The organism is Streptomyces sp. NPDC002602 (assembly GCF_042889445.1).
In the GTDB taxonomy this organism is placed as follows: domain Bacteria; phylum Actinomycetota; class Actinomycetes; order Streptomycetales; family Streptomycetaceae; genus Streptomyces.
The window spans coordinates 173211-198470 of the sequence record NZ_JBIAQX010000001.1; the positions used below are offsets into that span (position 1 = coordinate 173211).

Below are 25260 nucleotides of genomic sequence, written 5' to 3' on the forward strand. Positions count from 1 at the left end.
ACTCCCTGGGGTGACCGCGGAACGCGGCCACCCCAGAGGCGGATCAGTCGTGGCGGGGGCCCTGGCCGGGGGGCGGGGTGAGGGTGGACCGGTACTCGGCCAAGCCGTCTGTGGCCATCCGGTCGTACTCGGCGAGGATCAGATTCTTGGTGCGGTACTCGCCGTGTGCCTTCACGTCGTTGTCGCGGGTGACGTTGAAGGTGTCCAGGATGTAGGCGGTGTCCTCGCGAGTGATGCCGTAGAGGTGGAAGAAGAGGGCGTCCAGCTCGGCACGGATGACGGCTCGGCGGTCGGGGTCCCAGCGGAAGGGGTTCCCAGTGTCACTGAGGTCGTGGGCGAACGTGCGCATGTCGTGCGCCGTGTAGGTGAGTTCAAGGATGCGCGGGATCAAGAAACTTGCGTGCGCAGCAATTGCTTCCGGGGCGATGAAAGGTAGCTGCTCGAACTGGAAGAAGTTCAAGTTGGCGCCACCGAGCTTCTGTCGCAGCACATAGTCAAGCACCATTGAGACGCTGTTGGCGTAAAGCAGTGGTGCATGTTCGAAGTCCCGAGGGATCAAGATGTTGCCGGAGTCGCCGAGGCCCGCACGAGGGAACACATACGTGATTGCGGTGCGCTCGTCTGATGCGCGGCAGATCTTTCGGAAGCCCAGCACCCAGCCCCGGCTCCACCCCTTGACCGTCAGTCGACTGCGGACGCCAGGCTCCATGACCGGATTGCCGTCCTTGTCGAGCTCGCCAGTCGGAACATCCCGCTCTGGCACCCAGTAGCGCGGCATAGGGACGGCGCAGGCGTCCTGGTGCTTTTCCATGGTGAAGCGAGGGAGAGTGCCCTTGTTGAGTTGCTTCTCCGTGGCGCTCTCGTAAGTGGAGAAACGGTGGTCGTAGTGATGCAGCATTTTCGCTTCGTACAGCGGAAGCATGTACTCTTCGCCGCGAACGAGTACGTTGCCTTCGAGGGTCCAGCCGGTCTTGAGTAGGTCGTCGAAGCCTTCGTTGTCCTGAGCCGAGGGACGGAACAGGTGGGAATCATTCGACATGTGGAACATTGTCATGAACGAGATGCCCCAGGGGTTTCCGTTCGGCTTCGCTTCGTTGATTAGCACGGGAACCCGTCTGTAGATCCCCAGAGTGATGACCGCGTCCCGCTTGTGGCTGAACACAGGGCAGGTTCCGGTGTTCGGGTTCATGGTCAGGACGTCCTCGGCCCCCAGTAGATAGCTCCGATCGGTGATCTGTTCCGGCTGCCGTACCTTGAACACCAGCCGGATCGGCTCATGGAGGCTTCCTGAGCCGCGCAGCATGAACAGGCAAAACCGCAGCTGGTTGTGGACCTCGGGGAAGACCTTGTCTTCGTTCTCGAAGTCGTAGAGGGCGGCGAGCTGGCCATTCGTGACGACGTCCTTGAAGAAGAACTGCGTCGTCGCGTCCGTAGCGATACCCGTGGGCACGATCACGCCCGTCCGCCCCCGCGGTCCCGTCAGCGTGCGGTCCGTCTCCGTGAAAACAGCGTACGTATTGATGTCGCCACGCCCTGTCAGTGGGAAGCGGGCGCTGGTGCGCAGGAAGTGACTCTCGCCCTCTGCGCGCCGCTTGGCGACCTCGAATTCGGCGTAGAGGCGGGCGCCGTCGCGGTCGTCGCGCAGGTCGGCAATGAGTCGTTTCCGCGCGGCGGCGTTCTTGGCCTCGGAGATGCGCGGGTCACGCTGGGCGAAGAACTCCTGCTCCTGGAGCTTCACCCGCTCCCACGGTGGATTCCCCACCACCGCGTCGAACCCGCCGTCCCACCCGGCCCCCTGCTGGACGCTGGTCCCCGACTCCGGGACGGCAAATACCTCCGGAAATTCTAGGTGCCAGTGAAAGAACCGGTACTGGGCGCGCAACTCCAGGATCTGCTTGTCGGTCGCGTCCGGCACAGCCGACCGGTCCCGGCCTCGCAGCGCCCGGAACATCTGGTCCGTCGGAGCCTCCGGCGCCCCCGCGTACTTCGGCCACACAAACGCTGCGCACCACGCGTCGGCGGCATGGAGATCCTGGACGTACGTGGACGATTCGGTATACGCGCGGTAGGCAGACTCCTGGGCGTGCACATCCTCCAGCGAGTCGGACGGAGCGGCGGTGATCCGGGCGAGTTCAACGCCATACCGCTCGTTGCCCGGCAGGGGCTCCGTGTCGAACAGAAGCTCGTCTTGGCCTCCGCGTTGGGCCTTGTTGCGCTTGACGAGGGCAGACGCGTACTTTCGGTCGTCGCCCTCAAGCGGCTTGAAGGCGTCGTCAGGTACACCGTCGGCCAGCAGCTTCGGGGTCGCGCCGATCAGGCCGTTTCCATGCCTGACGTGGGCGTCCAGGAAGCCGAGCGCCTTGCCCGGTTCCATCGCCTCCAGCCACAGCGACACCTTGGCCAGCTCCACCGCCATCGGGTTGAGGTCGACGCCGTAGATGCAGCGGGCCACAACCTCGCGGAGCGCGTGCCGCACTGCGCCGTCCGCCGGCTCCGGGTTGCGTTCGCGCACCGAGGCAACCCGCTTGGCGATGCGCCGGGCTGACGCGACTAGGAAGTGGCCGGAGCCGCAGGCCGGGTCGCACACCGTCAGGGACAGCAGCTCCGCGACGATGTCGTCGGCCGGGTCGGGGTGGCCGGCGGTGGTGGCACGCTGTTCGCCCCGCTTGACCGCGTCGTCTATCACCGGGTCGAGGGTGGTGTCGAGCAGGCACTCGATCAGGGAGGACGGGGTGTAGTAACTGCCCGTCGTCTTGCGGGTGTTGCCCGCAACCTCTACCAGCTCGAAGGAGCGGTCCGTCGCCGAGTGCTTCGGCTCCAGCTCCAGCAGCGACTCGTACACCGAGCCCAGTTCCTCGGCATCGAGGTGGCGGTAGTCGACGGGCCGCCACCGTCGCGCGCCCTGGTCGCGGACTTGGGCGAGGTGGCGGACGGCGGAGAGCAGCGACTCGTTGGACAGCTTCAGGCCGCCCAGCGGAGCATCCGTGTCGGTGTCGGAGAACAGGCCGCCGAGGCCCGGCAGCGCCAGCTCGGGGCGGCCGCCCTCCGTGCCCAGGGCTTCGAGGACGATGCGCAGGGCCTCGTACTGGTCGCCGTGGGCCGTGCCCTGGCGGCGGCGGGCGCGCTCGCGCAGACGGGCGGAGGAGAAGTACCGCTCGTAGGCGTCCCGAGGCCCCTCACCGGCTTCGGGGTCCAGCAGCGCGCCGCGGTCCTCCGCGACGAAGATGAACAGCAGCCGGTAGACGAGACGCAGCAGGGCGTCCCGCAAAGCCCTCGGGTCGGTGTCCTCCCGCAGTGCGCCGTTGTCAGGGTGGCGCAGGAAGCCGGTGCCGAGGACGGTCAGGGCGTTCTGTACGCCCAGGCGCAGCTGGTCCAGGGCGCGGGTGCCGGAGGTGACGGCTTCGGCGCGCCACTTCTCCAGCCAGCACCCGGCCGGCGTCGTGCCCTCCGGCACCGTGAACCGGGAGGCGTGCAGCAGGCTGTACAGGAGGACGAACTCGCTGAACAGCTCGCCGTCGAAGAGGGCTTCGAGGTCGACGTCTACGTAGGCCGCCGTGGAGAACGAGGACGAGTCGCGCAGCAGTCGGAGCCGGCGGCCGTTGGTGACGACCGCCCACAGGTGGGCTTCGGTGCGGTTGAGGCAGTCCTGGACCATCGACTGGGCGGGGACCTGGCCGGGGGCCGGGCGTTTGTCGAGGTCCTGGTTCCAAGGGACCTGGTGGATGAGGGCCGGGCCGTGGCGGTGGGAGACCTGGAAGCGTTTGTCCGGGTCGGAGTCGGCCGCGATGCCCTCCGCGCCGACCTCCGTCAGCGCGCCGAAGTCCAGCTTGCGGAAAAGCTGCGCCAGCCAGTCGTTGCCGGCGCGGCCCGTCGGATCGGCGGCGGGCGCTCCGGTCTCCGGGTGCGAGGGCAGGGCGGCGCGCAGGTCACGCCAGAGCGGCTTGAGGTACTCCCAGGCACGCTCCGCCTCGAACCGTACGGGTACCGATGCGGGCAGGCCGTAGTCGGCGGACTTGGTGCCCGGGAGGTTCCGTGCCTCGGCGATGCGCAGCAGCATGTCGGAGGGGAGCAGACCGCCGACCGGGGCGACGGCGGTGAAGGCCAGGGCGGTGCGGGTGGCGGCGGACATCAGGCTTCGGCTCCGGAAACGGTAGGGGCTGATGCGACGGGGGGCAGGTAGACGTACACGCCGAGGACGTCGGCGGGCTCCTGCGGGACGACCTTGAGGCCGCGGACGATCTCCTCGTTGGCCTTGCGTACCCGACGGTGCGAGGCGTCGAGCTCGCCGGCCAGGCGTGTTCCGTACGCGGTGAGATGCGCGGTCAGGTCCGGCAGGCCGTCCAGGGCCTTGGTGATGGCGTTGCGGGCGGCGAGCTCGTGGGTGTTGCCGCTCGCGCGGGCCGAGAGGAGAGCGGCCGCCGCGTCGTCGTCCAGCCAGCGGGCGCGCGCGGGCATCCCCTCGTACGCGAGGAGCCGCGCGTCCTCGGCGACCAGCTGCTGATCGCCCTTGCGGGACGGCAGCGTCAGGTGGAACCGGTAGCGGACCAGGAGGAGCGTGGTGCGGACGGCCACGGCGTCCGTGGTGACCACGCCGCAGCGGCGCGCGGGACGGGGGCCGGGGGTCTTCGCGTCCAGCGCGGAGTCCAGGACGTACGAGGCGATCGCGCCGATCGCCGGGTCGGTGCGGACCAGCGCCGCCTCACCGCGGGCGATCGCCGGCGTGGTGCGGAACGGGATCTCGCGGTCCTCCTCTACGATCCGCCCGCCGAGCGTGGCGGCGAGCGCGTCCCGCAGACCGGCCGGGGTGCCGCCGGGCTGGGCGGTGAAGTCACCGGAGCCGTCGCGCCCAGAGGACGTCACAGTGCGGACCAGGGCGTCCAGGTCCCGCAACGCCTCCAGGGCGAAGCCGCGGACCTCGTCGGCGCCGCCGAGCGCGGTCCGTACGGCGGCGACCTCGCGTGCCACCTCTTCCGGGTGGATCGTGCGCTGGGCGTACTTGGACTGGGACGTCTTCTCCCGCTCGGCGGCGGAATTCCACTCGCGCTCGATCCGGTCGAACGAGTCCTGGTGGCCGTCCAGTTCGAACAGGCTCTCCTGGCTGCCCTGCCGTCCGTGCAGCAGCAGCCACTCCACGACGGCGTCGGTGACACCGGAGGCGGTCTCGTCGGGGACGGAGACGGAGATACCGAGGTCCTTCAGGATCTGACGGTGCTTCTCGAACAGCACCTTCAGGACCTTGCCGTCGATGCCGTTGTCCTCGCCGAACATGGTGATGACCCGGACCTGGTCGCGCTTTTGCCCGTACCGGTCGACCCGGCCCTCGCGCTGGTCGTGCCGGGTCGGGTTCCAGGCCAGGTCGTAGTGGACGACGGCGTCGAAGTGGTGCTGGAGGTTGACGCCCTCGGACAGGCAGTCGGTGGCGATCAGCACGCGGCGCACGGCCGGATCGGCGGCGTCCTCGGCCGAGCCGGTGGCGAGCTGCTCGATGCGCTCCAGACGCTGCTGCGGGGAGAGCGTGCCGGTCACCGCGGCGATCCGGGCCTTCTTGCCGAGCTTTCCCTCCAGCTGCGTGGCGAGGTACTCGGCGGTGGGAATGTAGCGGCAGAAGACGATCGGGTGGTAGCCGTCGGCGATCAGGCCCTTCAGATGCCGGATGAGGGATTTCAGCTTCGCGTCCTCGGCCGGACCGACGAGCTGCGCGGCCCGCTGGGACAGTTCGAGCAGCCGCGCACCCGCCTCCTCCGACTCGGCGGCGCCCGGGGCGACGTCCATGCCCTCCAGGCGGTCGTTCTCGGCGGAATCGGAGGCCACGGGGGCGCCCAGAAGATCCGCCTCCTGGGCGGTGCGGGCGGCCGCCGACTCCGAGCGGGTCTTGAGGGTCTGGGCGGCGGCCGCCGGTGACGACACCATCGAGCGCAGCAGGGCGATCACCGACCACCAGGCGATCCGGGCCTCCCGTTTGCCCTGCTCCCCGGCCGCCGTGACGCGATCGCGCGCGTAGGCGATGGCGTCGTCCAGCAGCGCCCGGTATGCAGGCGTCAGCTTGTACGGCTCGTCCTTCGTCCAGCGGTCCGACGGGAACGCGGTCCGCTCGGCCAGGGAGTCGTCGGCGAGGCCGTCCTCCTTGGTGAGGTAGTTACGGACGTCGGCGCGCTTGCGGGCCACGAAGTGCTTGGCGAGCTCCGCCCGCCCCTTGGGGGACTCCAGGTCCAGCGTGGCGAGTTCGGGCCGCACGAGGCCGATCAGGTTGCGGAACGCGGCCTCCTTGCCGGAGTGCGGGGTCGCGGTCAGCAGCAGCAGGTGCCGGTCGGGGGAGGCGGAGACGCGGCGCAGCAGCTCGTAGCGGAGCTGGTTCGCCGAGGAGGAGGCACCGCCCTGGGCGCTGTCGTCGGCGGACACGCAGGAGTGGGCCTCGTCGACGATCACCAGGTCGGGGCAGTGCTTGACGAAGTCCTCGCGGTGCCGGGTCGATTTGATGAAGTCCGTGGAGATGATCGTGTACGGGTGCTTGTCGAACAGGGACTGGCCCAGCTCAAGACCACGCTCGAGGCGCGACACCGTGGAGGCCAGTATCAGCTCGGCGTCGATGCCGAACTTCTCCCGCAGCTCGGACTGCCACTGCTCGGCGAGGGCCGGGGCGCACAGCACCGCGAGGCGGCTCGCCTCGCCCTGCGCGAGCAGTTCCTTGGCGATCAGACCGGCTTCGACCGTCTTGCCGATGCCGACGTCGTCCGAGATCAGCAGCCGCACCGTGCGCTGCCGCAGTGCCATGAGCAGCGGCACGAGCTGGTAGGCCCTGGGCTCCACGGCGATCGACGCCAGCGAGCGGAACGGGCCCGCACCCGAACGGAACCCGATGCGCAGCGCCGTACGCAGCAGGCCGGCGGCCCGCTGGTCTCCCAGGTCGGCCGGGTTCGGAGCCGCGAATTCGGCCGGCTCCACCTTTTCGAACGGGAACACGGCCGCGATGTCGTCATCGCTCCCGCCCAGCGGGCGCAGCACCAGCATGGCGTCGGTGCTCTCCGGCAGCACCACCCATTCCCGGCCACGGGCGGTGACCAGGGAGCCGGCCGAGTACGTGAGGCTCATGAGTTGTCTCAGTTCCTAGAGGTCGAGAAAGGAAGGTCTGGGGAGGTGGGTCAACGCAGGTGGAAGTAATCGGCGTTGTGCCCGGTGATGGCGTCCCAGTCCGCGTCCGTGGGGAACCGCAGGACATCCCAGCCGGCGTCCTCCAAACGGTAGCCGGCCTCGATGTCGCGCATCGAGTCGGCCGTAGGGCCGGGGCCGTCGACGAACACGGCGAGGCTGGCTCCGTCCAGCCGGAAGACGAGGTCCGGGCGGGCCCCCGCCTCCGGGACGAAGACCTCGACCTCGTCGGGCAGCCGGTAGCCCTTGGCCCTGAGCCAGCCGAGCAGGTCGCCACCGGCGACCAGTGCCCCCAGATCGGCCTCCAGCGGCGTCGGTGTCGGTGTCGGCGCCGTGGACGGCTGCGCGCCGCGTGCGACGTCGACCACCGGCGCGAGCCTGCGGAACTGCTCGCTGCGCGACTCGCCCCGGTCCTCCCGCTCGGTGTGTGCCCCGGCCAGCCGCATGAGCAGCGGTTTGGCGCTGTGCCGGCTGAGCCGGCGGTGGTGGGTCTGGTTCGCGTAGCTGAGCAGACAGACGTAGCAGCCCCGGGCGCACTGCTCGTCGGTCGAATGCCCGTCCTCGTCCTCGGCCTCGTCCTTGCCGGTCACCGGGTCGAAGTGGCAGATCTCCAGGGCGGTCCTGGCCGCCCTCGCGAGGGCGCCCTTGTCGTGCTGGATGCGCCGCAGCACACCGGCGCCGCCCTCGGTCGCCTCCATGAAGAGGATGCGCCGCCGCGGACCGTCGTCCGGAGGCAGCAGCTCGGCGGTGAGCTCGGAGTCCTCCAGCTCGAACGCCGCCTCGATGCCCCGTTCCAGCGCGTACATGACCGACAGGGCCACCGGCTCGGGCTGCGGCTCGTCGAGGGTGACCACGAGGATGTTGCGACGGTCCTCCACATAGGGCAGGACACGCCGCTTGCGGCGCTTTTCGTTCCCGTCCTCGTCGACCACCGGCATGCCGGTCCCCTCGATGGCGTCCGCGGCGGCCCGGTCGTTGAGCCAGCGGCCGTCGCCCAGGTCGAGCCAGTAGCCGTCCGGCTCACCTTCCTTGTCCCGGACCCGGCCGAGATTGGTGATGCGGACGGTCGCCGAATCGCCGTAGTCCAGGTCGAGGACAGGTGCTCCTTCCGCGTCGGTGACGTGCGAGGTGAGGCGGCCCTTGCGGGCGCCGTGCTCCTGGAAGGCGTACGAGGTCTCCAGCCGGAAACCGGCCCGGCGGCGCTCCTCCTCGTCCGAGGAGATCCGCTCGCGCGGCGTGGTGTACACGGTGTGCAGGTGCAGAAGTCCGGTCCGCTTGCTCCTCAGCGGCTCGTCGCACATGTCGCAGACGTCGGCGCCGACCTTGACCGCGTAGTGATAGCCGCAGCCGTCGCAGCGTCGCGCCTCCGCCGTTGCCAGATCCCCCGAGGCGTCCGGCGGCAGCTGAACGCGGGTGACCTGGTAGCGGGCACCCTCGTGGTAGATCAGCGCCCCGGGGCCGAACTCGCGGATCGCGAGGAAGCGGGGACGCTGCAGATAGTCGCCATCGGCGTTGCGGCGGTTGCCGGAGCGCGGGATGTACGCGGCCAGCGGCAGCCGCGGGAAGCTGTAGCCGGGCAGGAACCCCTCGGACGCCAGGTACCGGTACGGGTTGAAGTCGCTCATCACCGACTTGTTGTCGGACGAGCGGTTCAGCAGCAGGTTCGTCTGCGTCTCGGCCTCACGGCGACGGGTACGAGCCCGGCCCTGCTCGCCTGGCGAAAGCGTGTGGTCGACGACGCGCCTGTTCTGCTCGTACTGGTCGATGACAGCCGCCCGGAACAGCTCGCGCCAGCGGTTGAAGGCGTCGTCGAACCGCTGCGGGGCGCGCTCGATCCGATCCTCGATCCACTCGTCGTACCACCACGTGGTGGCGGCGAGGTCATTGATCAGCGGGTTGAGGACGGTACGGGCGGCTGCCGCGGCGCGGCGGCGGGCCCCCTCGTCCAGCGACAGGTCGCGGATTCCGTCGACGAGCGGCAGCGCCATCTGCGGATCGGGCCGGTCGCCGGCATCGGGGTCATAGGCGACGTCGACGATGTCCGGGATCGCGGTCCCCAGCTTCATGCCGGTCTCGGCCAGCCAGATGCCCTGCAGATGGGAGCGGACCAGGTCCTCATTGGCCAGCTCGAGACGCGGCGGCGTCACCTGCCCGGCCACCATCTTCTCGGAACGGCGGAAGTAGTACTGGTCGTGGCTGTTACCGGTGGCGCAGTACGTGGCCACCAGCGCGGGCTGACCGGAACGGCCCGCCCGACCCGAACGCTGCGCGTAGTTCGCGGGCGTCGGCGGTACGTTGCGCATCAGGACGGCATTGAGCGAGGAGATGTCCACGCCCAGCTCCATCGTCGGCGAGCAGTACAGCAGCGGGAGTTCGGCGCTGCGGAACTGCCGCTCGCGTTCCAGCCGGTCCTCCGGCGTGACCTGCGCGGTGTGCTCCCGGGCGAACAGCCCTGCCAGCTCCGCTGCCGCCGTCCGGTAGAGGTCGCGGAAGAAGGGGTTGACACGGGGGCCCTCGCCCTGGTTGTAGGTACGGGCCAGCGGGTCGACAGCGCCGCGCTCGCCGTTCCCCGCGCGCCAGACGAGGGCGGCGGCCGACACCCGGTATCCGGTCCGCTTCTGTGCGGCCGTCCGGCGGAAGGCCGGTCCGGAGCGCTCGGGCGTCGCATCCACCTCGCGGACCAGTTCCGCCGCGAGCAGCACCTTCAAGAGGTCCTCGATGATGCCCTGGACGTCCTCTGGAGGGAGATCGCGCAGCTCGGGCATGTTCCGGCGGAGGTACTTGCCGAACTTGCCGCGGGCGGACAAGAAGAGAGCGGTGCGCTCCATGCCCGGGCGCGAGCCGTACGGGTAGGCGGTACCGACCGCGGGCCGGTCGCCCTCGCTGAGCACCCACGGACCGGTCAGGCGCTCCTCGCTCGCCCGCTGCAGGGCGTCGAAGTCGTCGCGGAAGTACTGGACGTCGATGGCGAGAGCCCGCCGCATGTGGTCGAGAAGCGTCCGGGCGACCTCCTCCCGCAGGGCGGGATCGGCGTTGCGGAGCTCCCCGTGCGTGGACTCCCAGCGGTCCGGCTGCGCGGCGATCCAGGCCAGGTCCTCGTAGTCGATCCGCAGCAGCCCGGTCTGTTCGAGGTTCGGCATCGTGATGCGCCAGCCGCGCTCCAGGTCCCGGTAGAGCCGGTACCCGACGACGTCCCGGAAGGCCTTCGCCGCCCGGCGCTCCATCGACGGGGCCAGGGACGCCCCTCCGGTGTACTCGCGCGTCGACAACCCCATCACGGCGGTCACCGCCTCGCCGAGGTCGTCGTGGTGCAGCCCTTCCTCACCTGCCCGCAGGGCGGCCTCGTAGAGGGCTCCGCGCAACTGGGTCACCTGCGCGAAGTCGTTGAAGTGTCCGGCCTGGAGCGAGGCGTCCTGGCGGTTGTCGACGAAGGTGAGGAGCTTGCGTGCCTCCTTGCCCAGACTGTCCTCGGGTACGGCCCGAAGGGACTTGACGATCGACGCCGAGATCAGGGAGGTGGCCGAGGAACGGCCCTCCTGGTCCAGCGTGGCCAGCTTGGCGAAATCCCGGCCGCGCGTCTGCTCATAGGAAACCTGGCAGTGCACGCAGAACAGGAACGGCGCCGGGACGAACGCGGCCGTCAGACCCTCTCCCGACTCGTTCCCGAACGGATCCACGACGACGCGCTTGGGAACCCGAGGGCGGTACGACTTCTTGACGACGGTCACACCCTGCGCATCGGGCTCCAGCCACGACTCCGGCAACCGCCGGTCGTCCACAGCCGTCTGAGGCTCCGCCGGCCATTCGTAGTCCTCGCCGGGGATGCCGAGGTACAGATACCCCTCGCCGTCACGGCCGCCCGAGGCGGACGTGTCCCGGCGCGGCTCGTACCGGAACGAACCCTGGTCCTCGGTGCGCCAGACCGTCAGGTACTCCTGCCCGCACTCCCGGCAGAACGCCAGCGGGAAGAGCGGCATGCCGCCGCTGTTCGGCTGCTCCAGCTGGTACGTGCGGGTGAGCGGCCTGCTGAGCGGATCCTGCAGCGTCGTGTAGACGGTGTCGCCCTTGGAGAGGAACTGGTGCAACCGGAAGGCGAACAGGGGGCGTTCCGTCACCGGATGCTTCGCCCGGGAGCCTGCCTCCAGCGTGGTGCGGATCGCCTCGCAGACCTTCTCCTCGGGTACCCCGGACTCGTCGGCCAGATCGACGGCCGCGGCCTCGACGGTCCCGGGGGCACAACGGCGCAGCCGCCCCGTTTCCTTCTCGCGCTCCAGCCCGAACCGCGACTCCAGCCAGCGGGCCAGCGAGTCCTTCGTCAGAGCCTCGTACGAGAGAGGAGCTGCCGGTACCCGCAGGCGTTCGGCGGGCACGATCGCCGGAGCTTCCTCGGTCGCCCGGACGAGAGTCTCGCCGATGACGCGCTTCGGCAGCAGGGTCGTCCCGAACAGCCGTCCGGCGACCTTGGCTACCTCGCGCTGCTGGTCCTCCCAGGAGCCCTCGGTGGACATGGTCGCGGAGGTGCCGACGCACTGCAGGGTGGCGGAGGCACGGCATGCCTCGCGGACCCTGCGGATCAGGAACGCCACGTCGGCGCCCTGTCGTCCCCGGTAGGTGTGGAGCTCGTCGAAGACGAGGAACTGCAGCCCGTCCGCCATGCGGATGAGACTCGACCGGTCGTCCGGCCGGGTCAGCATCAGCTCCAGCATCACGTAGTTCGTCAGCAGGATGTCCGGAGGGCTCTTGCGCAGCTCCCGGCGCTGTTCGTCGGACTCCTGCCCGGTGTAGCGGGCGAAGGTGACCGGCTCGTGGCCCGCGCCGAAGCCGTGGCGCAGGTACTTCTCCAGCTCCATGAGCTGCGAGTTGGCCAGGGCATTCATCGGATACACGACGATCGCGCGCACCCGGCCCCCCGCCTGAGGGCCCGCCGTCTCGCGCTCCTTGAGGACGTGGTCCACGATCGGGACGATGTACGAGAGGGATTTACCGGAACCGGTACCCGTGGTCAGCACGTAGGAGTCGCCGGCCTGGGCGGCCTCGATCGCCTGCCGCTGGTGCAGGTGAAAGGTGAGCGGCCGCCCGTCCGGACGCCGCGCGCTCTCCTTCTTTCCCGCCTGGAAGATCTCGGCGCACCGGGGGTGCAGCACGCCGTCCCGGACGAGATCGGTGACCTGCCCGCCGTCGGCGAAGAACGGATTCAGAGACAACCAGGGGTCCGGCCACTGTGACTTCTTTGCCAGGTCGTCCTTGACGAAGCCCTCGATACGGGGGTCCCGGATCACCGTCGCGCTCTTCGTGAAGCTTTCGTACTCGTTGATCAGTTCCGAGTGGATGCCGAAGACGTCCATCGTCTCGGGCAGCCGCGGCTGCCTGCGCGGCACGGGTACGGGTGCTGCCGGGGCGCGTTCGGGAAGCAGGGCGCGCAGCCGCTTCACCGGATCCATCACCTGCCAGTGCGGAGCCAACAGGGCGGCCGTCTCGTCCGGTGCGAACGCCAGCGGGACCAGCACGTCACGGAGCAGGGCGGCGTTCTCGGGCCGCAGCTCGGCGTCCTTCTCCAGCAGCCGCTCCACCAGGCGGACCAGCTCTGCCGGGAGGTCCGGACGTACCAGGGTCAGGATCGGCGGCCGGTCGTGCTGGTGCTGCTCGGAGAGTTCGTACGGGGTTCGTGCCGAGAAGGGCGGCTGCCCGATGAGGAGTTCGTACAGGATGCAGCCGAGGGCGTAGAGGTCGGCGAGGCCGGAGACGCGTTCGGCCCGGAACTGCTCCGGCGCCATGTAGCGGGCCGTGCCCACGCTGACGCCCGTGCTCGTCAGCCGCGTCTGGTCGGGATCGTCGACGATCGAACCCATGCCGAAATCGAGGATCTTGACGGTGCCGTCGCCGGTCAGCATCACATTGGCCGGCTTCAGATCCCGGTGGACGACTCCGGCGGTGTGAGCGGCGGTGAGACCGGCGGCGATCTGCGCCCCGATGGCGGAGACCCAGGAGACCGGGAGCTGGGGTTCCTCGTCGATGAGATCGGCGAGCGGATGACCGTCCAGCAGTTCCATGGCCAGGTAGGGCAGACCACTGCCGCCAGGCGTCTCGTCGACGCCACCGTCGATGAGACGAGTGAGGTTCGGGTGGCCGTGGGAGAGCATGCGCATGATCCGCACTTCGCGGCGGAAGCGGTCGATCTCCGTGTTGGACCCCGAGGTGTCGACTGCGATCCCGGTCCGCCCACGCAGCACTGTCTTGATCGCGACTTCCCTGTGCGGGGAGTCGGGGGCAGCATGGAGATCTTCGGCTCGGTGTACCTCGCCCATGTTCCCGCGTCCGACGAATTCCGTGATCCGGAACCGCGTGTCCACCGTCTCCAGGGCCACTGCCCCTCCCCCGTGTTTCACCCGTCACACACCAGATGGATACATTCCGGATGGAGTGTATACCAACGGCTATCGCTGAGGGTTACACAGATCCGTTGACGTGGTCAACAGATACTTGGCGGGTGGTTGCTCGGCACATGGGTGCTCCATTGCCCAAGCCGTCGGCTGTCGCTCGGCAGGATGATCGCCGCCGCTTCGGGGGCGGGCGTGACCGCCGGAGCAGGGTGGTCTGCTTCTGGGGCAGGCTGTGGTGTGACGTTCCAGGCTCCTTTCACCTCGACTCGTCGCCGACGTGCGGCCCGGTCGGGGGGCCGGGAGGTCGCAGACTGCATCGTGAATCAGCCAAGTGCTTTCGTCCCCGTCGGCCGCTCCGGTCATTGCGGGACAATGACCGCGATGAGCGTCACGACCACCGGCCCGGACCCACGACCGGACGGCTACAGCCCCTTCGCCCACCTGACCGTGCAGAACACCGGCCTCTACCGGCAGGTGATGCGGGCGTTCGTCGTCGCCAAGGAGCGGTTCGCCGTCCATCTGCGTCCGGAGGACGTGCACGCCGCCCTGCCGGCCGAGGCGCGGTCTTGCGAGCTCGATGCCGTGGTGAAGGCGCTGGACAGCCTCGTCGGCTGGGGGAATCTGCGCGCCGATCCCGATACCGCGCGGGTCACCGCAGTCGAGGACTTCTATCGGAAGCGTTTCATCTACCAGCTCACCCGGGCCGGGGAAGCCGCCGAGGAGGCGCTCGGCGTCTATGACGAGGCGCTCGGGCGGCGCGGCGCGCTGCAGGCCGTCGCCCTGCACGACATCGTGACCCAGCTACGGGCCCTGCTCGTGCTGGCAGCCGAGGAACAGGCAGATCCGGCCAAAGCGCATCTGGCGCTTGACGCGCTCGCGAGCCGGTTCGCCGCGCTCGCCGACAACGCCCGCGCTTTCATGGGGTCCTTGCAGCGGACCATCGACCTCCATGATGTGGAAGAGGAGGTCTTCCTCGCCTACAAGGACCGGCTCATCCAGTACCTGGAACGGTTCATCCAGGATCTCATCACCCTCGGCGGCCGGATCGCCCGTCTGATCCTGGAGCTGGAAGACGCAGGGAGCATCGGGCCGCTGCTGCGGGCCGCCGCGGCCCGTGAGGCGGCCGATGCCTCGCCGGAGGAGGCCGAGCACGCGGAGAAGGAGGCGTACGAACGGTGGGAGGGGCGCTGGGCCGGCCTCGCGGCCTGGTTCATCAGCCGGGACGGGCGCGAGTCGCAGGCCCGGCTGCTGCGTGGCCGGGCGCTCGGCGCGATTCCGCAGTTGCTGGCCGTCGTACGGGCACTGAACGAGCGCAGGGCCGGGCGCTCCGACCGGTCCGCCGACTTCCGTACCCTGGCACGCTGGTTCGCCGAGGCCCCCGACGACGACGCCCGCCACCGGCTGTGGCGCACCGCCTTCGGGCTGTACCCCGCCCGCCACCTCACCGTCGACGCCGAGACGCTGGCCACCCGTGCGGCACGGCCCGTGCCCGCATCCACGCCGTGGGCCGAGGCCGAGCCGCTGCGGATCAGCCCCCAGTTGCGGCGCACCGGCAGCTACGAGCGGCGCGGCAAACCCCGCAAGGTCGAGGACCGGGAGGAGCGGCGGCGCGGACTCGCCGAGGTGGCCGCCAAGCAGGCCGCCGAAACCGCGGCGGCGCGCGCCCGGCTCGTCACCGACGGAATCACCCGGCTCTCCGGAATCGGTGAACTCGATCCCGCCTCCTTCGGGCTCTTCCTCCAACTTCTCGGCGACGCGCTGGCCACCTGGCGGCCCGGTATGCGCCACACCGCTGCCACCAGCAACGACGGCTCCATGGAGATCCGGCTCACCGCGCTGGCCGACGGCGGCACGGCGGAGATCCGAACGCCGGGCGGCGTCTTCAGCGGTCCCGACCACCTCATCGAGATCATCGATCTGACGGACGGAGCCGGCGACCGATGAACAGCACTCCGCTCGCCGAGGTGCTCGACGGCCAGCACGCCGCCGACCTCCGCAAGGCGGCCCGCGCCCTGCTCAAGCAGCCCCTCCTGCTGGCCCACGGCCGGTACGCCGACGAGTTCCGTCTCGTCCGCCGACACGCCTCCGAGCTGCGCGAATGGTTCGACCGCAATACCGGATGGTCGCTTCAGACGGATGCCGAGGCCGCCCGTCTGCGGAAGATACCGGGAGTGCTCAGCGACCCGACGCACCCCGCGCGCGAGGCGACCCGCGCGGCCGCCCCGTTCTCGCGGCGGCGCTACGTCCTTCTCTGTCTCGCCCTCGCCGCCCTCGAACGCGGCGAGGCCCAGATCGCGCTCGGCCGCCTCGCCGACCAGGTCGTCCTCGACGCCGCCGACCCTCACCTCGTTCGAGCAGGCATCCAGTTCACCCTGGACCGCCGTGACGAGCGCCTCGACCTCGCCGCCGTCGTACGGCTTCTGCTCGGCCTCGGCGTGCTGCGGCGCGTGGCCGGTGACGAGGACGCGTACGTCAGCGGAGCCGGCGACGTCCTGTACGACGTGGAACGGCGCGTGCTCGCCGGGCTGCTCGCCGCGCGCCGCGGACCCTCCACCGTGCACGCGCGGGCCCTCGGGGACCGGCTGGCCGAACTCGTGGCCGAGACCGCTCTCGACAGCGATGAACTGCGCTTCCGCGCGATGCGGCGCTCACTGACCCGCAGACTGCTGGACGACCCCGTGCTCTATTACGACGAGCTGACCGACGCCGAGCTCGGCTACCTCACCCGCCAGCGAGGCTTCCTCACCGCCCGCATCACCGAGCTGACCGGACTGGTCCCCGAGGTGCGCGCCGAGGGCATCGCCATGGTCGACCCCGACGATGACCTCACCGACGTCCGGATGCCCGAACAGGGCACCCACGGTCACGTCACCCTGCTGCTCGCCGAGCACCTGGCCGCGGCGGGCGACCCCGTCACCACCGACCGACTGGCGCTCAGAGTCCGCGAACTCGCCGCCGAACACGGAGGGTTCTGGGCCAAGTCCGCGCGGGAGCCCGGAATGGAGGCCGAACTCGTGGAACAGGCCGTCGCCCGGCTCGCCGCCCTCGGGCTGGTCTCCCGTACGGCCCACGGTGTGGCCCCACGGCCGGCCCTCGCCCGGTACGCGGTCGGTGAGACCGTCGTACTCGAACCAGGTAACGCACGTATGCCCGCGCAGCGAAAGGCCCGCAAGCCGTGACCCGCCTCCCCACCCCCCTGCGCTCCCGTTGGCAGCCGATGCGCATCGGCCTCGTCGACCTCTTCCACTACGACGTCGAGGAGTTCCACTTCCGGGACGGGCGGCTGCTCCTGCGGGGCAACAATGGGACCGGCAAGTCCAAGGTGCTCGCCCTGACCCTGCCCTTCCTGCTCGACGGGGACCTCAGCTCGCGCCGCGTCGAACCCGACGGCGACCCGGGCAAGCGGATGGAGTGGAACCTCCTTCTCGGCGGGGAGCATCCGCACTCCGAGCGGCTCGGCTACACCTGGATCGAGTTCGGCAGGCGGGACGAGACGAGCGGTGAGCAGCACTTCCGTACGCTGCTCTGCGGACTCAAGGCAGTCAGCGGGCGGGGCATCGCACGCCATTGGTACGCACTCACCAGTCAGCGGGTCGACCACGGTCAGGAGGCCGCTGCCGAGACGTCACTCCGCCTGCTCGACGCCACCGGCACAGCCCTGTCCCGGGACCGGCTCGCCGAGGCCGTCGCCGGGTACGGCCTGGTCTACGACCAGGCGAAGACCTACCGCAGGGCCGTCGACGAGGCACTCTTCGGACTCGGCGAGCAGCGGTACGGCGCACTGGTGGACCTGCTCATCCAGCTGCGTCAGCCGCAGCTGTCCAAGCGCCCCAACGAGGCGGCCTTGTCCCGGGCCCTCACGGAGGCGCTACCACCCATGGACCAGGCGGTCATCGCCGACGTGGCCGAGGCCTTCCGGTCCCTGGACGAGGAGAAGGAGGAACTGGCCGCGGCCTCCGCCGCCGAGCGGGCCGCCACCGCCTTCCTGGACCACTACCGGCGCTACGCCCGCATCGCCACCCGGCGGCGTGCGCGTCTCCCGCGCGTCGAGCACTCCCGCTACGAGCACCTGCAGCGGGACCTCGCCGAGGCGCAGGTCCAACAGACACGTGCCCAGGAGGACAGGGCGGCTGCCGAGGAACGGATCTCGGTCCTGGAGGAGGCCGAGGCCCGCCTGCGAGCCCAGGACGCGGCCTTGCGCGAGGGCCCCGAGATGCGCAGCGCCCGGGAGCTGGAGCAAGCGGCCAAGACGGTGGAACGTGCGGAGCAGGCCCTGGGTCGTGCCCGGGACGACCGGGACCAGGCCGCAGCGCTGCACACCCGGGCCCTCGGGCGGCTCGGGGCCGCCGAGAACCGGCTGCAGGCCGCCGGCCGACTGGCCGAGAGCACACTCGCTCAAGCACGGGAGGCGGCCGCTGTCGCACGGATCGACCTGCCCGCGGACAACGGGCCGGCGGAGTCCGAACTGCGACGGATGGCCGGGGAGGCGAAGGACCGGGCCGAGCGTGCGCTCGCCCACGCGGAGGACCTCGCGGAAAGGGCCGAGCGCGCCGCCGAGGGCCGGCGCCGGGCATCCGTCCGCCTCGACGAGGCGAATGCCGATCTCGACCAGACCACTGCGGCGCACGGCCTGGCGGAGGAAACCGCCGTACGGGCAGGGCAGGCCCTGCTGGACGACGTACGGGAACACGCCCGCGCCTGCACCGAACTGACCTACCCCGACCTGACCGGCCTGCTCGACGAACTCCAGGAGTGGACGGGGCACCTCGACGGGCCCTACCCGGCCCGCACACGGGCGGTACGGGCCCACGGCGAGACATCGGCACTGCTGGCCGATCAGGCAGCCGAAGCGGCACGCAGGACAGCGGACCTGGCGGCGCGCACGGCCCGGGTCCGGCAGGAGCTGACCGGTTTGGAGGCGGGCGGCCGACGCGGTCCCCAGCCCCCGCCCACCCGCACCCCGGGTCTGCGGGACCGGCTGCCCGGAGCACCGCTGTGGCGACTGGTGGATTTCCGGGAGCAACTCACGGGCCAGGAGCGCGCCGGACTGGAAGCGGCGCTCGAAGCGTCCGGACTGCTGGATGCGTGGGTGCTGCCCGACGGATCGGCCCTCACCGCAGAGGGGCACGAGGTACTTCTCTCCCCGACGACCGGGCCGGTGACCGGAACCTCGCTCGGCGCACTGCTGCGTCCGGCGGTGGACGCGGGCGACGCCCGTGCGGCGACGGTGGGCGAGGCCACGGTGGCACGGCTGCTCGACGCCATCGGCGCGGGAGGAGACGGCGGAGCAGGCACCTGGACGGGGACGGACGGGTCCTTCCGTGTCGGCACGCTTACGGGCCGTTGGGCCAAACCCGCTGCCGAGTACGTCGGTGAGGGAGCGCGAGAGGCTGCGCGGAGGGCTCGTATCGCCGTCCTGCGGGGTGAACTCGATCTGCTCCAGCAGGAGTCCGATGACGTCGGGGCGCAGTCCGAGAACGTGGCCGCGCGGCGCCGCACCATCGACGCCGAGCTGTCCCGTGTGCCCGACGAGAGCCCCCTCGCCCGGGCGCACGCCCAAGTGGCCGCTGCCGTCGATTCGGTGCGTCGGACCCGCGTGCGGTGTGAGGAGCGGGCCACCGACCTCCTGGAGGCGGCCGAGCGGGCCGAAGCAACTGCGACAGATCTCGCCGTGACCGCTGCCGAACTGGGGCTGCCCGACGACCGGGTCGGACTGGCCGAAGTGCGCCGGGCCCATGACTCCCTCGCCGTGGCCTTGGCCGCCCTGTGGCCGACCCTGCGCGAACGCGCAGAGGCGGCCCGCCAGGCCGAGGACGAACGGGCCGAAGCCGGGCAGGCACAGGAGCGGACCACCGAACTCACGCTGCGCACCGAGGAGGCGGGGCGCGAGGCGGCCGCGGCGGACGAGCGCCACACCACACTGCGCTCCACCGTCGGAGCAGCCGTCGCCGAACTCGAACGACGACTCACCGAGACGGCCGAGGCTCTGCGCGTCTGCGACGCGGATCAGCGGCTCAGCCGTAAGCAACACGCCGAGGCGGACCGGGACGCGAGTAGGGCGGAAGGCCGCATCGAGCAGTTGGAGAAGGGCCTGGCGGGCGCGTCCGAGGCACGTGCGGAGGCGATCGCCGGGCTCCAGCGGTTCACCGCCACCGGCCTGATCGCCGTTGCCGTGCCGGAACTCCCCGTGCCGGCCGCGGACGATGGCCCCTGGGCGGCCACCCCGGCGATCGTGCTCGCCCGCGCGATCGAGTCGGCCCTGTCCGCGGTCGACGACTCGGACGCTGCCTGGGAACGCGTACAGCGCCGACTGAGCGAGGAACTCAAGACCCTGCAGGACACCCTGTCCCGGCACGGACACACCGCCTCCGCCCGGATGGTCGAGGACGGCATGGTCGTCGACATCGTCTACCAAGGCAGGGAACGCGCCGTACCGGAACTGGCCGAGGCGCTCGGCACCGAGGTCGGCGAACTCACCCGCATCCTTTCGTCCCACGAACGGGAGATCCTCGAAACCCACCTGATCACCGAGGTGGCGGGCACCCTCCAGGAACTCATCGGGGCCGCCGAACGACAGGTGCGTGACATGAATGCCGAACTGGAGCACCGGCCCACCTCCACCGGCATGAAGCTGAGGCTCGTCTGGCGGGCCTCTCGCAGGGCCCCGTCCGGGCTCATTCCGGCCCGTGAGCGACTGCGCCAGTCCGCCGATGCCTGGACCGCGGAGGACCGGACGGCCGTGGGCGAGTTCCTGCAAACGCAGATCGCCAGGCAGCAGACGGACGACACCTCCGGCAGCTGGCTCGAACACCTCACCGCCGCGCTCGACTACCGGGCCTGGCACGAGTTCGGGGTCGAGCGGCACCAGCACGGCCGCTGGGTCCCCGCCACTGGCCCGGCCTCGGGCGGCGAGCGGGTACTCGCGGTGTCCGTGCCGCTGTTCGCCGCGGCCTCCTCGCACTACGCGAGCGCGGCCAGTCCGTACGCGCCGCGTCTGGTCACCCTCGACGAGGCGTTCGCAGGGGTGGACGACGACTCGCGCGCCAAGTGCCTCGGACTGCTCCACGCGTTCGATCTGGACGTGGTGATGACCAGCGAACGCGAGTGGGCCTGCTACCCGCAGGTGCCCGGTGTCGCGATCGCCCAGTTGTCGCGGATCGACGAGGTGGCGGCGGTACTCGTCACCCGCTGGGAATGGGACGGCACGAGGCGGCGGCGCGGCGAGGACCCCGTGCGGTTGACGGACGTGCCTGCGGGCACGCAGGCGGATGCGGCCGGACCGGAGCCGTTGTGGACCTGAGGCTCGATGATGTATCCGTCGACAGTGCCCGCTTGCGTCGCCTACTGGGCGACCCCGGCCTGAGCTGGCTGGTCGACCGGGTGCGTCGGCGCCTGGAGCGCGAGCAGTCGCTCACGGGCCCGGTCTCCCTCAGCGCGCCTACCGAGGAGCAGCGGGCAGCGGCCGAACGGTTGCTCGGCCGCTCCCCGGGCAGTGGCCGGTCCCTGACTGTCCGGCTCGACGACGTGGACGCCGTGCTGCGCCGTTCCGGCGTGAGCCCGCATGGCCTTGCTGCTGCTGTCACGGCCCTCACCGGGCCGGTCGTTGCGCTCGACAGCGCGAAGGAAGCCGATGCCCGGGCCTGGCAGGAGGCGTACGCCCCTCTGGACGCCATGGCGAACGAGATCCCGGCCCTCGCCCCGTGGACCGTTCGTATGCGCGGTGATGGTCTGTTGCGACGCCTCGTGGGCACACCTGCCGCCGCGCACAGCCTCCTCGGCGAGGTCGTCACCGTCCTGCGTGCCCTCCCTGCCGACCCACCCGTCTCGCTCCCCGCTTTCGCGGCCCGGGTTCTGGGCGCTGCCCACGCTCTTGACGACGACACCCCCCGGGCAACCGTCACCCTGGCCGGAATACGAGCGCTGACCGGCTTCCCCGATGGCGCGGGCGCCGAATGGCGCCGGGAGGCCTGGGCATCGGCCGGGCTGCTGCGAGACGAGCTGTCCTCGACCGTCCTCACCCTGAACCTGCGCGGCACTCCCGTTCTGGACTGGGCGGCCGACGCGGGCGAACCAACCGTCCTGACCCTGCGGCAACTCATCCGCAATCCGCTTGCCATCTGCGCCGCGTCGGTCCGGATCTGCGAGAACCCGACCGTGCTCGCGGCGGCGGCCGACGTCCACGGTGCCGACTCCGCCCCGTTGATTTGCCTCCAGGGACAGCCTTCGGTAGCGGCCATCACCCTCATGCGTCACCTGCACCAAGGCGGAACCACGCTGCACTATCACGGTGACTTCGACTGGGGCGGCCTGCGCATCGCCGCTGCGCTGCTGCGCCGGGTCCCGTGGCTGCCCTGGCGCTACACGACGGCCGACTACCGCGCCGCGGCACTCACCCACCCGGGTGGCCTGCCCCTCACCGGACGACCGGCCGAAGCCCCCTGGGACCCGTGTCTGCCCGACGCGCTTGAGGAGCTGGGCGTCCGCATCGAGGAGGAGACAGTTCTCGACGCACTGCTGTCCGACCTGGCTCGATAGCGGGGCAGATGGCGCTCCGGCACCCGGGCCGTGACGCTGGTCTGACGCCCGGCCACCCCACCGGAGCCGCCTGTGGGCCGCTGACCAAAAGTCTTGTTGATCGCATGCCTCCTTCACACCGTCCCGATGACCCACCACGTGGAGTGCGTGGCGGTCCTGGAGCCGGTGGCGAAGGGCGCCTGACGGGGGAGTGGTCGAAGGCGGCGCCCGGCGGGAGACGGTTCTTGCGGGGCGCCGCTCGGCGGTCAGGGGGTGCTCGTGATTTCCGTCAGGGCTTCGGCGAAGGCTTCTGATGGGGGGGACGGGCGGGTGCGGGGGCGGACCAGGCCGAGTTCGGAGTCGGGGAGGCCTTGGACGGGGACGAAGGTCAGGGAGTCGCGGCCGCCGTGGTAGTCGGCGGTGGAGCGGCACAGGAGCATCGCGCCGCGGTCGGCGGCGGTCAGGCTGAGGCCCTCTTGGAGGGTGTTGACGCTGGGGCCGGCGGGGACGGGGAGGCCGCCCGGGGTGCGGTCGGGAGCCTGGGCCCGGCGCCAGTACGCGGGGGCGTTGCCGTCGATGCCGATGAGTCGGCAGTCGGCCAGTTCCTCGGCGGACAGGGTGTCGCGGGCGGCGAAGGGGTGGCGGACGGAGACCGCGAGGGTCTGCGGTTGGCGGGAGAAGGCGGGGCCGAGGACGAGGTCGTCCTCGGAGACGGGGAGCAGGACCACCGCGCAGTCGACCTCTTGGCGGCGCAGCGGTCCGAACGGGTCGGAGAGCGGGATCTCGACGATGTCGATCGCGCAGTCGGGGTAGCGGTCGCCGAAGCGGGCGATGGCCTGGCCGAGGTGGTCGTCGACGGTGCCCTGGAAGCCGATGCGCAGCGTGCCGCCCATGCCGCGGGCGGCGGCGCGGGCGTCGTCCACGGTGGCGCGCAGGGCGTCGTAGGCGGGTCGGAGTTCGGCCAGGAAGCGTTCGCCCAGGGGGGTCAGGCCGACCCGGCGGCTGGTGCGTTCGACGAGCGGGGCGCCGATGCGGCTCTCCAGCGAGCGCAGCAGTTGGCTGACCCGGCTCTGTGAGACGTACAGGCGCTCGCCCGCCCGTCCGAAGTGCAACTCCTGTGCGAGGGCGAGGAACACCTCCAGCTCGCGTATCTCCACACCGCTCATGGTGTTCCTTTCCACACTGCCGCCGCTCGGCGGCCGATCGATTGGTCCCGCTCATCGAAGGATGAGGGATCGGCCGTTGTTCCCGCAGGTCGCGGCGGGTTGGCTGAGGGCATGGCACAGACTGAGGAAATTGCGGACACCGCCGGGGTGTCGGAGCGCTCGGCGGCCCGCGGTTGGGCGGGCGTCGTGGCGGTCGCGAGCGCGACCTTCACCGTGGTGACGTCCGAGATGCTGCCCGTGGGCCTGCTGACGCCCATCGGGGACGCGCTGCGGGTGACCGAGGGCACCGCCGGGTTGACGCTGACCATCACCGGGCTCGTCGGCGCTCTGTCCGCGCCGCTGTTGACCCCGTTGTCGGGTCGGTTCGACCGGCGGATCGTGTTGTGCGCGTTGATGGTGGTGTTGACGGCGGGCAACCTGATCGCGGCCTGGGCCCCGAACTTCGCGGTGATGGTGGTGGCGCGGGTGCTCGTCGGCATCGGGATGGGCGGTGTCTGGTCGATCGCGGCGGGTCTGGCGGTACGGCTGGTGCCGCCGAAGTCGGTCGGTCCCGCGACCTCGCTGGTCTTCAGCGGTATCGCGGTGGCGTCCGTGCTCGGCGTCCCCGCGGGCACGTACATCGGTGAACTGGCCGACTGGCGGACGGCGTTCGTGGTGATCGCGGCCCTGGCCCTGGTGGTCCTGGTGGCGCTCGCGCTGCTGCTGCCGCGGCTCCCCGCGGAGCAGGAGGTCCGGCTGGGCGGGCTGATGCGGCTGTTCGGCCGGCCGCCGGTACGGACCGGGCTGATCGTGGTGGCCCTGCTGGTGACCGGCCACTTCGCCGCCTACACGTACGTACGGCCCGTGCTGGAGGAGGTCTCCGGCGCGAGCGCGGGGCTGGTCGGCACGCTGCTCCTCGTGTACGGAGTCGCGGGCGTCGTCGGCAATTTCGCCGCGGGCGCCGGCGCCGGGCGCTCCCCGCGCGCCACCCTGCTCGTGATCAGCGTGGTCCTGGCGGCGACGGTCGCCCTGGTGCCGGTGCTGGGCGGTTCGGTGCTGACGGCCGGTGTGTTGCTCGCGGTGTGGGGTCTGTCCTACGGCGGCGTGTCCGTGAGTACCCAGACCTGGCTGCTGGCCGCCGCGCCCGACGCGCGGGAGGCCGCGTCCTCGCTGTTCGTGGGCGTGTTCAACGGGGCGATCGCGCTGGGCGCGCTGGTCGGCGGGCTCGCGGCGGACGGTGGCGGGGTCAGCGCGGTGATGTGGCTGGGCGGCGCGCTCGCGGCCGGCGCCCTGCTGGTCACGGCCCTGGGCAGGGCCCCCGACAGCGGCCGGCTCTGAGCGGGGCGGTCCGGGGCGACTGCCCTGACTCCGAGTCGACTGGCCCGACCCTTCGTCCCGAGACGTTCCGGTGCCCAACCCCCGGGTCCGGCCGTCCCCCCCCGCTCCCCGTCGCCCGTGGCGGGGAGTCGGTACGGGGCGGGCGGTGGGGCCGGGCGCCTGGGCACGACCGGCGGATGGTGACCGTGGCAGGCGACACCGTGCTGTTCCGCCGCCGACCGCGCGCGGCCGCGCCGGGGCCGCGCGCCGGTCGGGGCCCGCGGTCACCGGTCACGGGTCACAGGTCCACCGGCAGGCCCGTGTGGTCCTTGACGCGCTTCATGATGATCTGGGAGTTGACCTCGGTGATCCCGGACAGCGCGGTGAGCTGTTCGATCCACAGGCGCTCGTAGGCGCGCAGGTCTGCGACGGCGATGCGCAGCAGGCAGCCCGGGCTGCCGAACAGGCGGTAGGCCTCGATGACGTCGGGGATGTCCTGCAGGGCCGCCTCGAAGGCCTCGACCGCCTCGCGGTCGCGCCGCACCTCGACCGAGACCAGCACCTCGAAGCCGCGGCCCACCGCCTCAGGGTCGATCACCGCGCGGTAGCCCTGGATCACCCCGTCCTGTTCCAGTTGGCGTACCCGGCGCATGCAGGGGGAGGGGGTCAGGCCGACGCGCTGGGCCAGCTCCTGGTTGCTGAGGCGGCCGTCCTGTTGAAGCTCGCGCAAGATTTCGCGATCGATGGCGTCCATGACG

The 25260-nt window shown here is 70.9% G+C and carries 10 protein-coding genes; 5 read left to right on the forward strand and 5 right to left on the reverse strand.

The features are described from left to right. Positions 1-43: 43 nt before the first annotated feature. From ACFYW3_RS00700 to ACFYW3_RS00710, 3 genes are read right to left on the reverse strand one after another with little or no spacing between them, the layout of a single operon-like run. The gene (locus tag ACFYW3_RS00700; protein ID WP_389385125.1) at positions 44-4129 is read right to left on the reverse strand and encodes an Eco57I restriction-modification methylase domain-containing protein; all 4086 of its coding nucleotides are present in this window, start codon (positions 4127-4129) and stop codon (positions 44-46) included. Next, positions 4129-7089: a DEAD/DEAH box helicase gene (locus tag ACFYW3_RS00705; protein ID WP_389385126.1), complete on the reverse strand. Its 2961-nt coding sequence runs from the start codon at positions 7087-7089 to the stop codon at positions 4129-4131. The genes ACFYW3_RS00700 and ACFYW3_RS00705 overlap by 1 nt, the downstream gene beginning before the upstream one ends. Before the next feature lie 50 nt (positions 7090-7139). Next, positions 7140-13511, reverse strand: coding sequence for a protein kinase (locus ACFYW3_RS00710; RefSeq protein WP_389385127.1), 6372 nt, complete (start codon positions 13509-13511; stop codon positions 7140-7142). Positions 13512-13907: 396 nt separating this feature from the next. Here ACFYW3_RS00710 and ACFYW3_RS00715 point away from each other — a divergent pair, with 396 nt between their 5' ends. From ACFYW3_RS00715 to ACFYW3_RS00730, 4 genes are read left to right on the forward strand one after another with little or no spacing between them, the layout of a single operon-like run. Continuing rightward, a complete protein-coding gene (locus ACFYW3_RS00715; RefSeq protein ID WP_389385128.1) occupies positions 13908-15470 on the forward strand; it encodes a TIGR02677 family protein in 1563 nt (520 codons plus the stop codon). Further along, the gene (locus ACFYW3_RS00720) at positions 15467-16705 is read left to right on the forward strand and encodes a TIGR02678 family protein (protein WP_351762347.1); all 1239 of its coding nucleotides are present in this window, start codon (positions 15467-15469) and stop codon (positions 16703-16705) included. The genes ACFYW3_RS00715 and ACFYW3_RS00720 overlap by 4 nt, the downstream gene beginning before the upstream one ends. Beyond that, the gene (locus ACFYW3_RS00725) at positions 16702-20826 is read left to right on the forward strand and encodes a TIGR02680 family protein (RefSeq protein ID WP_389385129.1); all 4125 of its coding nucleotides are present in this window, start codon (positions 16702-16704) and stop codon (positions 20824-20826) included. The genes ACFYW3_RS00720 and ACFYW3_RS00725 overlap by 4 nt, the downstream gene beginning before the upstream one ends. Before the next feature lie 32 nt (positions 20827-20858). Continuing rightward, entirely contained in the window at positions 20859-22061 is a 1203-nt protein-coding gene (locus tag ACFYW3_RS00730; protein WP_389385130.1) for a TIGR02679 family protein, read from the forward strand. Between the two features lie 245 nt (positions 22062-22306). On the opposite strand, the gene ACFYW3_RS00735 is transcribed toward ACFYW3_RS00730, so the two are convergent. Next, on the reverse strand, positions 22307-23206 hold the full coding sequence (locus ACFYW3_RS00735; protein ID WP_351762355.1) for a LysR family transcriptional regulator: 900 nt from the start codon (positions 23204-23206) through the stop codon (positions 22307-22309). A 111-nt stretch (positions 23207-23317) separates the two neighbouring features. Between ACFYW3_RS00735 and ACFYW3_RS00740 the strand changes: the two genes are divergently transcribed. After that, complete coding sequence (locus tag ACFYW3_RS00740; protein WP_389385131.1) at positions 23318-24523, forward strand: MFS transporter; 1206 nt, start codon at positions 23318-23320, stop codon at positions 24521-24523. Positions 24524-24800: 277 nt separating this feature from the next. Here ACFYW3_RS00740 and ACFYW3_RS00745 read toward each other — a convergent pair whose 3' ends face one another. After that, positions 24801-25256, reverse strand: a complete 456-nt coding sequence (locus ACFYW3_RS00745) for an Lrp/AsnC family transcriptional regulator (protein WP_351762359.1) — start codon at positions 25254-25256, stop codon at positions 24801-24803. Positions 25257-25260 lie beyond the last annotated feature (4 nt).

Bases quoted from the DNA above. Each gene is read 5' to 3' on its own strand.
- ACFYW3_RS00700 (WP_389385125.1), bottom strand. From the start codon at position 4,129: ATGTCCGCCGCCACCCGCACCGCCCTGGCCTTCACCGCCGTCGCCCCG.
- ACFYW3_RS00705 (WP_389385126.1), bottom strand. From the start codon at position 7,089: ATGAGCCTCACGTACTCGGCCGGCTCCCTGGTCACCGCCCGTGGCCGG.
- ACFYW3_RS00715 (WP_389385128.1), top strand. From the start codon at position 13,908: ATGAGCGTCACGACCACCGGCCCGGACCCACGACCGGACGGCTACAGC.
- ACFYW3_RS00720 (WP_351762347.1), top strand. From the start codon at position 15,467: ATGAACAGCACTCCGCTCGCCGAGGTGCTCGACGGCCAGCACGCCGCC.
- ACFYW3_RS00735 (WP_351762355.1), bottom strand. From the start codon at position 23,206: ATGAGCGGTGTGGAGATACGCGAGCTGGAGGTGTTCCTCGCCCTCGCA.
- ACFYW3_RS00740 (WP_389385131.1), top strand. From the start codon at position 23,318: ATGGCACAGACTGAGGAAATTGCGGACACCGCCGGGGTGTCGGAGCGC.
- ACFYW3_RS00745 (WP_351762359.1), bottom strand. From the start codon at position 25,256: ATGGACGCCATCGATCGCGAAATCTTGCGCGAGCTTCAACAGGACGGC.